The 14086-nt window shown below is 67.1% G+C and carries 12 protein-coding genes and 1 tRNA gene; 2 read left to right on the top strand and 11 right to left on the bottom strand.

Annotated features, from left to right (window positions below; genetic code table 11):
• Positions 1–40 precede the first annotated feature (40 nt).
• From EOE66_RS16565 to secA, 4 genes are all read right to left on the bottom strand, one after another.
• Positions 41–1480: a PA domain-containing protein gene (locus EOE66_RS16565; RefSeq protein WP_128229843.1), complete on the bottom strand. Its 1440-nt coding sequence runs from the start codon at positions 1478–1480 to the stop codon at positions 41–43.
• Positions 1467–1862, bottom strand: a complete 396-nt coding sequence (locus EOE66_RS16560) for a post-PEP-CTERM-1 domain-containing protein (RefSeq protein ID WP_128229842.1) — start codon at positions 1860–1862, stop codon at positions 1467–1469. The genes EOE66_RS16565 and EOE66_RS16560 overlap by 14 nt, the downstream gene beginning before the upstream one ends.
• A gap of 13 nt (positions 1863–1875) precedes the next feature.
• Complete coding sequence (locus EOE66_RS16555) at positions 1876–2535, bottom strand: choice-of-anchor J family PEP-CTERM protein (protein WP_128229841.1); 660 nt, start codon at positions 2533–2535, stop codon at positions 1876–1878.
• A 165-nt stretch (positions 2536–2700) separates the two neighbouring features.
• A complete protein-coding gene (secA, locus tag EOE66_RS16550; RefSeq protein WP_128229840.1) occupies positions 2701–5445 on the bottom strand; it encodes a preprotein translocase subunit SecA in 2745 nt (914 codons plus the stop codon).
• A 284-nt stretch (positions 5446–5729) separates the two neighbouring features.
• On the opposite strand from secA, the gene EOE66_RS16545 reads away from it, so the two are divergent.
• Positions 5730–6041, top strand: a complete 312-nt coding sequence (locus EOE66_RS16545) for a hypothetical protein (protein WP_128229839.1) — start codon at positions 5730–5732, stop codon at positions 6039–6041.
• A gap of 29 nt (positions 6042–6070) precedes the next feature.
• Here the strand turns inward: EOE66_RS16545 and EOE66_RS16540 are convergent.
• The 6 genes from EOE66_RS16540 to petA all read right to left on the bottom strand — a co-directional run bounded on the left by EOE66_RS16540 (position 6071) and on the right by petA (position 10366).
• Positions 6071–6146, bottom strand: a tRNA-Thr gene (locus EOE66_RS16540).
• Positions 6147–6209: 63 nt separating this feature from the next.
• On the bottom strand, positions 6210–6743 hold the full coding sequence (locus tag EOE66_RS16535; protein ID WP_128229838.1) for a ClpXP protease specificity-enhancing factor: 534 nt from the start codon (positions 6741–6743) through the stop codon (positions 6210–6212).
• Positions 6744–6765: 22 nt separating this feature from the next.
• Positions 6766–7377, bottom strand: coding sequence for a glutathione S-transferase N-terminal domain-containing protein (locus EOE66_RS16530; RefSeq protein WP_054140528.1), 612 nt, complete (start codon positions 7375–7377; stop codon positions 6766–6768).
• A gap of 107 nt (positions 7378–7484) precedes the next feature.
• Complete coding sequence (locus EOE66_RS16525; RefSeq protein ID WP_128230216.1) at positions 7485–8267, bottom strand: cytochrome c1; 783 nt, start codon at positions 8265–8267, stop codon at positions 7485–7487.
• A gap of 27 nt (positions 8268–8294) precedes the next feature.
• Complete coding sequence (locus EOE66_RS16520) at positions 8295–9701, bottom strand: cytochrome b (protein WP_128229837.1); 1407 nt, start codon at positions 9699–9701, stop codon at positions 8295–8297.
• Positions 9702–9745: 44 nt separating this feature from the next.
• Entirely contained in the window at positions 9746–10366 is a 621-nt protein-coding gene (petA, locus tag EOE66_RS16515) for a ubiquinol-cytochrome c reductase iron-sulfur subunit (RefSeq protein WP_128229836.1), read from the bottom strand.
• Between the two features lie 271 nt (positions 10367–10637).
• Here petA and EOE66_RS16510 point away from each other — a divergent pair, with 271 nt between their 5' ends.
• Positions 10638–13049, top strand: coding sequence for a DUF1631 family protein (locus EOE66_RS16510; protein ID WP_128229835.1), 2412 nt, complete (start codon positions 10638–10640; stop codon positions 13047–13049).
• Here the strand turns inward: EOE66_RS16510 and pdxA are convergent, their stop codons facing one another.
• Positions 13050–14039, bottom strand: a complete 990-nt coding sequence (gene pdxA, locus EOE66_RS16505) for a 4-hydroxythreonine-4-phosphate dehydrogenase PdxA (protein WP_245479077.1) — start codon at positions 14037–14039, stop codon at positions 13050–13052.
• Between the last annotated feature and the right edge of the window lie 47 nt (positions 14040–14086).

Below are 14086 nucleotides of genomic sequence, written 5' to 3'. Positions count from 1 at the left end.
GGCAGCCCCGCGTGAGCAGGGCCGTCAGCCCAGCGCCCAACTACCAGCCGATGTCCTGGAACAGCCTGAAGGTCAGGTCGATCGGCGGCAGCACCGATTGCGTGAGGTCCGGGTTGATCGCCGGCTCCATCAGCTGGTTGCGGAACATCGACGAATCAAAATGCGAAACCGACGAACCGCCCTGGAAAGGGTTGGGCGCAAACATCAAGGCGCGGCCGAGTGGATCGGCACCGGTGTACTGCGTACCGACCACCGTGAAGCTGGCCGTCACGCCAGAGCGCGCCCGCGAGCGGGTGTTCAAAGCCGACTTGATGATCGTGCCGTCGGCCTGCGTCATGCCCAGCACCGGGATGGTGACCGTGGCATCCGAGCCGCCCGGTGCGAGCGCGCCCGTGGTGTTGTTGACGATGATGACGCCAATGGCACCGGCGTTCTGCGCGTTCTTGGCCTTGATGGCGAAACCGCAGATGCCCCGGTCGATGAGGGCGATGCGCCCATTCACGGCGCGCGTGTTGGCGTCGTTGAAGGGCAGGCAGCCTGCACCGGTGCCGGTGCCCTGCTCCACCACCGGCATGATTTGCCCGCTGATGGAAGGGCCGAGAACGGCCGGGCCCAGCGTCGAATCACCGGCGATGTAGGTGCCGACGGCGCTGCCCGCACCAGCACCTGAGACGACGATCGCCGCCTGCCCCATGCGGAGCACGCTGGGCAGGGCCGCATTCACGTTCGCGCCCGTCCAGACCAGGCCGTTGACGCTGATGGCCGAAGCCGCGCGCTCGGCGTTCGTCATGTCCTTCCACAGCTTGCCGGCGGCCGTGCCGAACAGGAAGTGGTCCCAGATCGCCGGGAAGCCGCCGTTCTGCGCGCCCGAGGAGCCGTTGGTGAAGGTCTGGAAACCCAGGCCGTGGGCCATCTCGTGCTGCAGGACGGCCACGAAATCGATCAGCGTCCCTTCGTTGCTGTCCAACCCGTAGTACCAGCCCGAAGCCTGCAGGCATCCGGTGGTGCCCAGGTTGGAGTTGAAGTTCGAGTTGATCTGGGGCGCCGGGGGTGCACCCAGGTCGGCGCCCGCCAGCTTGTTGGCCAGCGCGTAGTTGAACCAGGTGGCCGGCTTCGTGGCGCCCGCGAAGTCTCGGAAGATCTGCGTCGCGCCCGCGCTGCCCAGCACACCACTCGTCGCACTGCAGGTCAGCGGCGTGAACTGCGCGTTGATGACGATGGGCACGTTGCTCGTGAGCGTGGCGCCCCAGATGTTGGCGGCGTAGGTGAAGGCGATCAGGCGCTGCTGCCCCACCGTGGTGCCGGTGTTGCCGCCCACCGGCGTGGCCGGCGTCGGGTCGTTGAAGCCAACACCCGGCGCGTTGATGTTGTTGATGATGATCGTGGCCGCGGCATGGGCCTGGCCGGTCGTCACCAGGGCACCGGCGAAGGCCGCGGCGCCAAGCAGTGCCTTGAGGCTGAAGCGCTTACTTGCTGACATGGCTCTGCTCCCTCGAGAGTTGGCTCACGCGCTTGGCGAAGGCCGGGGCCTTCAGCGCTTTGTCGGCGGCTTCGGCACCATTGACGCAGACCATCTCCAAGACGCCATCGGCGTTGATGCGGGCCACCGAGTACACCATGGTGGTGGCGTCCAACTCCTGGGCCACGCCGCCACCGGCCAGCTTCTGCGGCTGCGGGTTCAGCTTGCCGGTGATCATGCCCACCTTCTGGCCGCGGGCAGCCGCCTTCATCGAGGCGGCCATCGCGGCGCGCGCCTGGGCTGCGCCGTCGGAGCGGACTTCAGCCTGCTGGGCCTGCGCGGCAGTGCCCATGGCCAGGGCCGCAGCAGCGACCCCGATCGAACCTACGAACGTGCGTTTCATGTGTGGAGGCCCTTCAAGCAGTGACACGGCGGCGGAGCAGCAAGCCCGCCACGCCCAGACCCATCAACAACCAGGTCCCGGGTTCCGGGATGGCCGACGTCACGACGACATCGTCGATGCCCACGTAGTTGCCGGCGATCGCCACGTTGTCGACGACGTAGCGAAATGCCAGCCGGCCCGTGGTGGGCACCGCCACGCTGCCCAGCGTGTAGCTCAAGCCAACCCAGCCGGTGTCGGTCGAGGCCTGGAAACTGCCGATCAGCGAGGAGAAGTCGGCCACGTTGGTGCTGGCCCCGTTGGTGCTGAGACGCACCTCCACCTTGTCGAGGAAGCCATCGCCCGCGGCGCGGAACATGAAGCTGAGCACGCTGCTGCTGTCCAGCGCGATCTCAGGGGTGATCAGCCAGTTGCTGATCGCGCCGGTGGTGCTGCCGGTGCTCAGGAAGTTGGCCGCGATGTAGGCGTTGGGGGCGCCCGAGGCGGCCGTGAAGATGCCCGCATTGCCCTGGAACCAGGGCTGGCCGACCGGCGCGGTGCTCAGGTTGATCTGTGCCCAGCCTGACGCGGGCAAGGTGGCCACGTTGTCAAAGCTTTCGGACAGGACGGTGTTGGCCTGGGCCGCGTTGGCCACAACTGCCAGCAGCAGCGCGCTGGCTGTTCGTCGAATCGTCACGTCACACCTCCAGGAATGGAAAGGCAATGGATGACGATAGGCAGCGCCCCCAGCGGTCACAACCCGCAGCTGCGGGGGGTGGTTAACCCTGAAAACGCACGGGGCCCCGAAACGCCCCGCCGGAGCTCGGGGGCCCGCAGCGCGGCACCCCGGCCTTCCGCCCCCTCAGGCCAGGCGGCCGTGGCAGGCTTTGTACTTCTTGCCGCTGCCGCAGGGGCAAGGGTCGTTGCGTCCCACCTTCGGCACGTCCTGCGCCAGGGTGGCAGGGTCGGTTTCCCGGGAAACGCTGCCGTCCTCGTTGGGGTGGGTGTAGGTCACGTTGGCCAGCTGGCTGGCCTGGGCTTCCATCACCTGGGCGGCCTCGGCCACCTGGTCCTGGCTCTGGATGCGCACCGTCATGAGGATGCGCGTGACTTCCATCTTCACCACATCGAGCAGCTGGCTGAAGAGCTCGAAGGCCTCGCGTTTGTACTCCTGCTTCGGGTTCTTCTGGGCATAGCCGCGCAGGTGGATGCCCTGGCGCAGGTAATCCAGCGCCGCGAGGTGTTCGCGCCAGTGGCTGTCGATGCTCTGCAGCAGCACCATGCGCATGAAGGGCGTGAACTGTTCGGCGCCGACGATCTCGACCTTGGCCCGAAACTGCGCGTTGGCGGCCGCCACGACGCGCTCGACGATGTCCTCGTCGGTGGTGGAGTCGCTCTTCTCGACCTCGGCCTTCAACGGCAGCTCGAGCTGCCACTCGTCGCGCAGCACACGCTCCAGGCCGTCCAGGTCCCATTGCTCTTCCAGCGACTGTGGCGGCACATGGGCATGCACCACCGCGGTCATGGCGCTCTCGCGCAAGCTGGTGATCTGTTCGTCGAGGTTCTGCGCTTCCAGGATCTCGTTGCGCTGCTGGTAGATCACCTTGCGCTGGTCGTTGCTGACGTCGTCGTACTCCAGCAGCTGCTTGCGCACGTCGAAGTTGCGGGCCTCCACCTTGCGCTGGGCGCTTTCGATGCTGCGGTTGACGATTCCGGCCTCGATGGCCTCGCCCTCGGGCATCTTCAGGCGGTCCATGATGGCGCGCACGCGGTCGCCCGCGAAGATGCGCATCAGCGGGTCGTCCAGGCTCAGGTAGAAGCGGCTGGCGCCCGGGTCGCCCTGGCGGCCCGAACGGCCGCGAAGCTGGTTGTCGATGCGCCGGCTCTCGTGGCGCTCGGTCGCCACGATGCGCAGACCGCCAGCGGCCTTGACCTGCTCGTGCAGCGCCTGCCATTCGTCCTTCAGCTTCTGGGCACGCGCGGCCTTCTCTTCGGGCGAGAGGCTGGCGTCTTCCTCCAGGAACTGGATCTGCTTCTCGACGTTGCCGCCCAGCACGATGTCGGTGCCGCGGCCCGCCATGTTGGTGGCGATGGTGATCACGCCCGGCCGGCCGGCCTGAGCCACGATCTCGGCCTCCTTGGCGTGCTGCTTGGCGTTCAGCACCTGGTGCGGGAGCTTGGCCTTCTTCAGCAGTTCGCTGATGAGTTCGCTGTTCTCGATGCTGGTGGTGCCTACCAGCACCGGCTGGCCGCGCTCGTGGCAGTCGCGGATGTCCCGCGTGACGGCGTCGTACTTCTCCTTGGCCGTCTTGTAGATGAGGTCGTTGTCGTCCTTGCGGATGGTGGGCCGGTTCGGCGGGATCACCACCGTCTCCAGACCGTAGATCTCCTGGAACTCGTAGGCCTCGGTGTCGGCCGTGCCCGTCATGCCGCCGAGCTTGCCGTACATGCGGAAGTAGTTCTGGAAGGTGACCGAGGCGAGGGTCTGGTTCTCGCTCTGGATCTGCACGCCTTCCTTGGCCTCCACCGCCTGGTGCAGGCCGTCGCTCCAGCGCCGGCCCGTCATCAGGCGGCCGGTGAACTCGTCGACGATCACCACCTCGCCGTTCTGCACGACGTAGTGCTGATCGCGGTTGTAGAGGTGGTTTGCACGCAGCGCGGCGTAGACGTGGTGCATCAGCGCGATGTTGGCGGGGTCGTAGAGGCTCGCGCCCTCTGCCAACAGCCCGGCCTGCAGCAACAGCTGCTCGGCTTTTTCGTGACCCGACTCCGTCAGGAACACCTGATGCGTCTTCTCGTCGACCGTGAAGTCACCGGCCTCGATGACGCCTTCGCCGGTGCGCACGTCGGCCTCGCCGATCTGCTTCTTCAGCGCCGGGATGATGGCGTTGATGCGCACATACATCTCGGTGTGGTCTTCGGCCTGGCCACTGATGATCAGCGGCGTGCGGGCTTCGTCGATCAGGATGGAGTCGACCTCGTCCACGATGGCGTAGTTCAAGCCGCGGGCGACACGGTCGCGCGTGTCCATCACCATGTTGTCGCGCAGGTAGTCGAAGCCGAACTCGTTGTTCGTGCCGTAGGTGACATCGGCTGCGTAGGCGGCCTGCTTCTCCTCGCGGCCCATGCCAGGCACGTTCACGCCCACGGTCAGGCCGAGGAAGTTGTACAGGCGCCCCATCCACTCGGCGTCGCGGCGGGCAAGGTAGTCGTTGACCGTCACCACGTGCACGCCCTTGCCTGCCAGGGCGTTGAGGTAGACCGGCAAGGTCGCCATCAGCGTCTTGCCCTCGCCCGTGCGCATCTCTGCGATCTTGCCCTGGTGCAGGGTCATGCCGCCGATCAGTTGCACGTCGAAGTGGCGCATCTTCAGCGCACGCTTGCCGCCTTCGCGCACGACGGCAAAGGCTTCCGGCAGGATGTCATCGAGGCTGGTTCCGCTGGCCACGCGCTGGCGGAACTCGTCGGTCTTGGCGCGAAGCTCGGCGTCGCCCAGCTTCTCGAACTGCGGCTCCATCGCGTTGATCTTGTCCACCAGGCGCCGGTAGGTCTTCAGGAGGCGCTCGTTCCGGCTGCCGAAAATCTGGGTCAGGATCTTGGGAAACATGCGGCGTCGGGTTCTCGTGTTGCGGTGGCCGCCGCCGCGTGGCCCTGTTGTCGGGGCGCACGGACGTGGCGATGTGAAGGCTGCGGCCAGGCTATCTGGGGCCACGCGGGCCGCTTGCAAGCGCAGGTCAGGGAAGCGCCTGCTTGCCGGAGCGCTGCAGGCCCGCCCGCGATTCGCGCGCTTCGAGCAAAGCGGGGCAGTTTATCACCCACCCCACAGCGCCCCGAGATCGTTGTGGCTGCCCGGTTCTGGCGCCGCAGGCGGGGCGATAGACTCGGAACACGATGGCTCAATCCGGTTCCACCTCCGCGCTGGCCCTGGCTTCTGCCCTGCACAGCAACGAGACGCTGGGCGGGCTGCTGCAGCGCGTACGCGCGAGCCAGGCGTTGCTGGCGCTGGCTGCAGAGGTGCTGCCCGCCGGTCTGCGCGATGCGGTGCGGTCAGGGCCGCTGGACGACGAGGGCTGGGTGCTGCTGGTGGCCAACGCCGCGGCAGCCGCGAAGTTGCGGCAGGTGCTGCCGGCTGTCGAAGCCCTGCTGCGCCAGCATGGGCACCGCATGGCCGTGAAGGTGAAAGTGCTGCCCCGACAGGCGTGACGTGCAATTTCTGAAAGCACGGTGGCGGCTGGTGCCGGCTTTCGGAATCGAACCGAAGACCTTCCGCTTACAAGGCGGGTGCTCTACCAACTGAGCTAAGCCGGCACGCTGAAATTCTAGGGTGCACGCCACATGCGGCATTGTTGAAGCCCGGCGGGCTTCGGGTACCTACTTGATGCGCTTGAGCGCCGGGCGACCGCCTGGCGTAGGACCGGCAGGTTCAGGTGGGCCTGCCGGCGGTGGCGTGTCGACGCTGGATGCGACGGGCGCCGGGGCCGCTTCACCCGCCTCTTCGGTGTCGCTGCTCGCCAAGCGCAAGCCACGCGGGGCGGCCGGCTCGGAACTCGTCTCGCCGGCGCGTGCCCCGGCGTCGGTGGGGACGGGGAAAGCCATGCCCTGACCGTTCTCGCGGGCGTAGATGGCCACGACGTGGTCCACCGGCACGCGAATCTCGCGCGAGACGCCGCCAAACCGCGCCTTGAACTCGATGAACTCGTTGCCCAGCTGCAAGCTCGAGGTGGCCTCGAACCCGACGTTGAGCACGATCTCGTTGTTCTTGACGTACTCCATCGGCACCTGCACGCCAGGGCCGACGAAGACCGCGATGTAGGGCGTGAAGCCGTTGTCGGTGCACCAGTCGTGCAGGGCGCGCAACAGATAGGGGCGGGTCGAGGTGCCCTGGTTGTCAGGTGTGACGGCCATCTCGGCAGCTTTCAGCCGCGCATCACTTGCGCATGACCTTTTCAGAAGGCGTCAGCGCTTCGATGTAGGCCGGGCGCGAGAAGATGCGCTCAGCGTACTTCAGCAGGGGCACGGCGTTCTTGCTGAGGTCGATGCCGTAGTAGTCCAGGCGCCACAGCAGAGGCGCGATGGCGACATCGAGCATGCTGAAGTCGTCACCCAGCATGTACTTGTTCTTCAGGAAGATGGGCGCCAGCTGCGTGAGGCGGTCGCGGATCTGCTCGCGCGCCTTCTCCAGCTGCTTCTCCGTGGCCTTGACGCCACGGCCTTCGAGCAGGTTCACATTGCTGAACAGTTCCTTCTCGAAGTTGAAGAGGAACAGGCGCACGCGGGCGCGGGCCACCGGGTCGCCGGGCATCAGCTGCGGGTGGGGGAAACGCTCGTCGATGTACTCGTTGATGATGTGGCTCTCGTATAGGATGAGGTCGCGCTCCACCAGGATGGGCACCTCGTTGTACGGGTTCATCAGCGCGATGTCTTCGGGCTTGGCAAAGATGTCCACATCGCGGATCTCGAAATCCATGCCCTTCTCGAACAGCACGAAGCGGCAGCGGTGCGAATAGGGGCAGGTCGTTCCGGAGTACAGCACCATCATGGCGTGGGGCCTTTCGTTATCTCTTCAAAAAACAAAAACGCAGTGGGTGCATTTTGCCCCCACTGCGCTGCAGGCCCTGCCGGGACGGCCGGGCCTGGCGGATCGCGCTACTTGATGTCCTTCCAGTACGCGGCGTTCAGGCGCCACGCGATGACGGTGAAACCCGCCAGGAAGATCAGCACCCACACGCCCAGGCGCACGCGGCTGCTTTGCACCGGCTCGCCCATCCACTGAAGGTAGGCCACCAGGTCGGCCACGGCGTTGTTGTAGTCGGCCGTGTTCATGGTGCCGGCCGTGATGGGCTCGAAGCCCTTGAGCACCTGCACGGTCTTGGTGGCGTCGTGCGGGTCTTTCTGCTCGACGTACACCGCACGCTGCTGACCCTGCAGTTCCCACAGCACGTGCGGCATGCCCACGCCCGGGAAGGCAGCGTTGTTCCAACCCGTGGCCTTGGTCTCGTCGCGGTAGTAGGTGCGCAGGTAGGTGTAGATGTAGTCGGCACCCGTGCCCTTGCCGGCAGCCGAACGCGAACGAGCGATCAGCGTCAGGTCGGGCGGAACACCACCGAACCACTCCTTCGCGTCCTTGGGCTGCAGCGCCACGTGCATGACGTCACCGACCTTGGCGCCAGTGAAGATCAGGTTGTCCTTGATCTGCTCTTCGGTCAGGCCGATGTCGCGCAGCCGGTTGTAGCGCATGAACCCGGCAGCGTGGCAGTTCAGGCAGTAGTTGGAAAACAGCTTGGCGCCGTTCTGAAGCGCTGCCATGTCATTGACGCGCTTGGACGGGAACTTGTCCCACTCGATGCCACCGCCTGCGGCTTGCGCCGAGCCGATGAGGACGAGCGTGGCGGCCAGGGCCCGCAACAGCGTTTGGATGAGGTTCTTCATCATGGTGTTCTTCTGGATGCCGCGCGGTCAGTGAGGCTGGAAGGTCACGCGGTCGGGCACCGCCTTGAATTCGCCGATGCGGCTCCACCAGGGCATGAGCAGGAAGAAGCCGAAATAGAACAGCGTGCCGGCCTGCGACACCAGGGTGCCGATCTCCGAAGGCGGCTTGATGCCCAGGTAGCCCAGGACGAAGAAATTGATCACGAACACGGCGTAGAGCCACTTGTTCCAGTTCGGACGGTAGCGGATGCTGCGCACCGGGCTGCGGTCCAGCCAGGGCAGCGGGAACATGATCAGCACGGCCACGCCCATGACCACCACGCCCCAGAACTTGGCGTCGAAGGTCTTGAGAAGCACGGCGCCAACGATCGCGGCACCCAGCGGAACCCACTTCCAGATGCCTGTGAAGCCACCCTTCAGGAAGGCCAGCACGCCAGCCAGGGCGGTCAGGCCGGCCAGGACGTTGACCATGTCATCCGTCACGGCGCGCAGCATCGAGTAGTAGGGTGTGAAGTACCACACCGGGGCGATGTGTGCCGGCGTCTTCAGCGGGTCGGCCGGGATGAAGTTGTTGTACTCCAGGAAGTAGCCACCCATCTCCGGGGCGAAGAAGATCACCGCCGTGAAGAGCATCAGGAACACCGACACGCCCATGATGTCGTGCACGGTGTAGTAGGGGTGGAAAGGAATCCCGTCGAGGGGGATGCCGGTCTTCGGGTCTTTCTTGGCCTTGATCTCCACGCCGTCGGGGTTGTTCGAACCCACGTCGTGCAGCGCCAGCAGGTGCGCCACCACCAGGCCCAGCAGCACCAGCGGCACCGCGATCACGTGGAAAGCGAAGAAGCGGTTCAGCGTGGCATCGCCGACGACGAAGTCGCCGCGGATCAGCAGCGAGAGGTCTTCACCGACGAAGGGGATGGCCGCGAACAGATTGATGATCACCTGCGCGCCCCAGTACGACATCTGGCCCCAGGGCAGCAGGTAGCCCATGAAGGCTTCGGCCATCAGGCACAGGAAGATGGCGCAGCCGAAGATCCAGACCAGTTCGCGCGGCTTCTTGTAGCTGCCATAGATCAGCCCGCGGAACATGTGCAGGTAGACGCAGACGAAGAAAGCACTGGCACCCGTGCTGTGCATGTAGCGCACCAGCCAGCCCCAGGGCACGTCACGCATGATGTACTCGACCGACTCGAAGGCCTTGGCCGCGTCGGGCTTGTAGTGCATGACGAGGAAGATGCCCGTCACGATCTGGATCACCAGCACCAGCAGCGAGAGGCTGCCGAAGAAGTACCAGAAGTTGAAGTTCTTCGGTGCGTAGTACTCCGACAAGTGCTGCTTGTAGCCGGCAAAGGCCGTCGGAAAACGGTTTTCGAGCCACACCGTCGTCTGTGTCAGCGGCGACGATCCAGCCGGCGCTTCCTTGAATTCAGCCATCTTGACCTCGGTCTTCAGGGGTTACTGCGGGGTGCGCGGGCCACTCAGGCCTTCTTGTCCTCGCCGATCAACAGCGTGGTGTCCGACAGGTACATGTGCGGCGGCACCTCCAGGTTGTCGGGCGCGGGCTTGTTCTTGAACACGCGGCCGGCCAGATCGAAGGTGGAACCGTGGCAGGGGCAGAGGAAGCCGCCAGCCCAGTTGTCGGGCAGCGAAGGCTGCGGGCCGGCCTGGAACTTGTCGGAAGGCGAGCAGCCCAGGTGAGAGCAGATGCCCACGCCCACGAAGAACTCGGGCTTGATGGAGCGGTGCTGGTTCTTCGCGTAGGCCGGCGTCGGGTAGGCCTTGCGGTCACTCTTGGGGTCGGCGAGTTCGCCTTCCACCTTGGCCAGCGTGGCCAGCTGCTCCGGCGTGCGGCGGATGATCCACACGGGCTTGCCACGCCATTCAACGGTGATCTTCTCACCGGGCTGCATGGCGCTGATGTCCACTTGCACGGGCGCGCCGGCTGCTCGGGCGCGCTCGGACGGGGCGAAGGTGCTCACGAAGGGCACGGCCACTGCCGCGCCGCCGACGGCGCCGGCCCCGCAGGTGATGGCGATCCAGGTCCGGCGACCCTTGTCGACGGTCGGGCCCACGGTGTTTTCGACGGTGGCGTCGCTCATGAAGTTCCTCGGTGCAGCTGCTGGGTTCAGATCAACCATCCATTCTAGCCGAGCGGCCTTCGCCGGGCTGACGCGCCGCCAATGCCGAGCGCGCACCCCGGCCATTCAGAAAGCGCTCCAGGTGCCGAAAGATGTACCGAGTGGCAACCATCGGTGACGCCATGACGACAACGCCCTGCGGCAGGGCCCTGCGCCGCCCGCGACTTCAGGACCGATGCCGCATACTTGACGGTTGCTCTGTGGCCCGCACGCAGACCTCCGCCAACCCCTGATGAAGCCCAACCCCATTCACCGCCTGCCCGCGCCGCTGGAGGCGGCCGTGCAGCGCCTGAAACTGGCGGCGCGCGAGGCTGCCGAACGCACGATCGAGAGCCTGGGCCTGGCCGCGCTGGCCGCCAGCAATGCCTACCAGCGCGATGGCCTGCTGGGCGCGCAGTTCGAGCTCAACCGGAAGTCGGCGATGTTCGCGCTGGTCTTCAACGACGCCCTGGACGAGCGCGTGCTGCGCGAGCTGGGCCCCGCCGCCACGCGCGAAGGCGGCCTGGAAACCCGCACTCGGGGCAGCACGCACACCCCCTCGCTGTCGGGCCAGACGGACTGGGCGTCCCTGAGCCTGGTCGAAGACAAGGAAGTCGAGGCGCAGATCTCTGCCGAGCGCTTCGGCATGGATGTCTCGGCCGCCTGCGAGTGGGAACTTCGCGAGCTCGACGGCTATGTCAGCGCGATGATCGGCGACGCCGGCGGCGAACGCGACCGCAATCCGCTCAAGCCCGACCTCGTCGGCCACGCGATGCTGCGCGGCATCGAGACGGTTTCCGACCGCGCCGATGTGCGCAAGGTGCTCACCACCGAGATCAGCCGTTCGCTGGGCGGTCTGCTGCGCGCGTGCTACGGCGACATCCTGACCGAACTGCGCCGGGCCGGCGTGCAGCCCGTGGGCCTGACCGTCCGCAACCGCACGCCTCGCGCGGCCGGTGGCGCCGCCTTCTCCGGCACCGACCCGGGCGCCGAAGCCGAATCCAGCCGCCCGAGCGGCCTGGGCGGGCGGCCGGACAGCGGCCAGCGCACGGGCGGCTTCGGCAGTTCCACACGCTCCGGCATCTACCCCGGCCGCGGCGGTGCATCACCCGCCCCGCGAGGCGGCATGTTCGGCCACGTCGACCCCGGCATGATGACGCTGATACGGCGGCTGGCCTACGTCGAAGGCCCGGCCGCCAGCGGCGCCTATGTCAGCGACTATGGCGACGTGCCGGTCGACGGCGGCGAATACGCACAGCCCGCCAACCTGATCCGCGCCCACCGCGACGAACTGCGCGGCGCCTCCAAGGGTGCGCTCGATCACATGGTGATCGACGTCATCGGCTTTCTCTTCGACCAGATCCTCGCCGACCCGAAGGTGCCGCCGCAGATGGCCCGCCAGATCGCGCGGCTGCAACTGCCGGTGCTGCGCGCGGCGCTGGGCGACCCGAGCTTCTTCTCGTCGCGCAAGCACCCGGTGCGGCGCTTCATCAACCGCATTGCCTCGCTGGGTGCGGCCTTCGAAGACTTCGGTGACGAGGGCGCCAAGCAGTTTCTGGCCAAGGTGAAGGCGCTGGTCCACGAGGTGGTTGACGGCGACTTCGAGCAGATCGACGTCTACGAGCAGAAGCTCGCCGAACTGGAGGCCTTCACCGCCGAACTGGCCCGCCAGGCCGGCCCCGACCAGGCGGCCGCCGCGTTGCTGACCGAGAAGGAAGAGCAGCAGCGCCTGCGCCAGCTCTACGCGCAGCGCCTGCAGGGCGAACTGAAGGACGTGCAGGCCCCCGCCTTCCTTCGCGACTTCATCAGCAAGGTCTGGAGCCAGGTGCTGCTGCGCGCCGCCGAGCAAGGCGGCACCGACGGCGCCTTGGCACAGCGCCTGCGCACCGTGGCGCGCGATCTTTTCCTGAGCGTGCAACCCAAGGCCACGCCGGCCCTGCGCAAGGCCTTCCTGACCCAGCTGCCCAAGCTGATGCAGGACCTGACCGAGGGCATGAACCTCATCGGCTGGCCCGAGGAAGCGCGGCGCGATTTCTTCGGCCAGCTGATGCCGGCCCACGCCAACGCCCTGAAGCACGCGCCGACCAGCCAGCTCGACATCAACCTGATGGCGCACGAGGTCGACCGCGCGCTCAAGCGGCCGCCGCCCTCGCGCGACGAGCTCTCGGCCAGCGCCCACCTGCCGGTGCTGACGGAAGAGATGCCGCAGGCCTTGAGCAGCGAGGAAGCGCAGCGCGTGGGCCTGGTCAGTGAGGCCGCGGTGAACTGGTCGGGTCAGGTCGACATCGACCTGAGCGCCGAGCCCGAAACCCCGCCCGACAACCGCCCGCTGGCGCCCGGCCTGCCGGCTGCCGACGCCGAGGAAACCCCGCAAGGCGCGGCGCTGGTGAACCACCTGGAGATAGGCTTTGCCTACCAGATGCACCTGGACGGCGAATGGAAGAAGGTGCGCCTGTCCCACGTGAGCCCCGCCAAGACCTTCTACATCTTCAGCCACGGCGGACGCCACCGCAAGACGATCTCGCTCACTCAGCGCATGCTCATGCGCCTGTGCGAGACGGGGCGGCTCAAGGCCTTCGAGAGCGCCTACCTGATCGAGCGCGCCACGGCACGCGCAAGGCGCCAGCTCTCGGCACTGAGCAGCGCCGCGCCGGCCACGCGCTGATCAGGCCGCGTTGGCCGCCAGCCGCCGCGCCATCTGCACCGCCGCCCGCAGGCTGCTGGCATCGGCCCGGCCCTGGCCGGCGATGTCGAAGGCGGTGCCATGGTCGGGGCTGGTGCGCACGAAAGGCAGGCCGAGCGTGACATTGACGCCCTGCTCCACGCCCAGGTACTTCACCGGGATGAGGCCGTGGTCGTGCGTCATCGCCACCACGAGGTCGAACTCGCCGCGCCGCGCGCGCATGAAGACGGTGTCGGGCGCATAGGGGCCGCTGGCGACGATGCCTTCGGCCGCCGCGGCCTGCACCGCGGGCGCGATGGTGGTGATCTCTTCATCACCGAACAGCCCGCCCTCGCCGGCATGCGGGTTCAAGCCCGCCACCGCGATGCGCGGCCGGGCGGTGCCCCAGGCGGCCGCGCTGCGGTGGGCGATGCGCAAGGTGTCGAGCACGGCGTCGTAGGTGACGGCGTCCAGCGCACGTCGCAGCGAAAGGTGGATGGTCACCAGCACCACGCGCAGCTCTTCGTTGGCCAGCATCATGCGCACCGGCGGCAGCGGCTGGCCGGGCGCCGCCGCCAGGGCCTGCAGCATTTCGGTATGCCCTGGATAGGGCACGCCAGCGGTGGCCAGGGCCTCTTTGTGGATGGGCGCGGTCACCAGGGCGCCGCCAAAGCCCGCCTGCAGCAGTGCGACGGCGTGTTCGATGCAACGCGCCGCAGCCACGCCGTTGCGCGCGTCGATCTGCCCCAGCGGCAGCGCCGCCAGGCCCGCCGGCAGACCGGGCGGGCGCAGCACCGGCAGGCAGCCCGGCGGCACGGCAGCCAGGTCGGCCGGGCTGTCGATCAACGCCGTCATCGGGCTGCCGGCCCGGCGCAGCACCTCTGGGCAGCCAAGCACCACGGCATCGGACAACGCGCCCTCGCGGAAAGCCCTGGCGATGATCTCCGGGCCGATGCCGGCCGCATCGCCCATGCTGACGAGCAGCGGCTTCATGCCGGCCCTTCCAGAGTTCGGGCCCGGCAGGCAGCGCGCACCAGCGC

The sequence above is a fragment of the Rubrivivax rivuli genome (assembly GCF_004016505.1).
GTDB classification, from domain to species: Bacteria; Pseudomonadota; Gammaproteobacteria; order Burkholderiales; family Burkholderiaceae_C; genus Rubrivivax; species Rubrivivax rivuli.
Note: the sequence above shows the minus strand (reverse complement) of the source record. Positions and strands in the feature narration are given on the sequence as shown.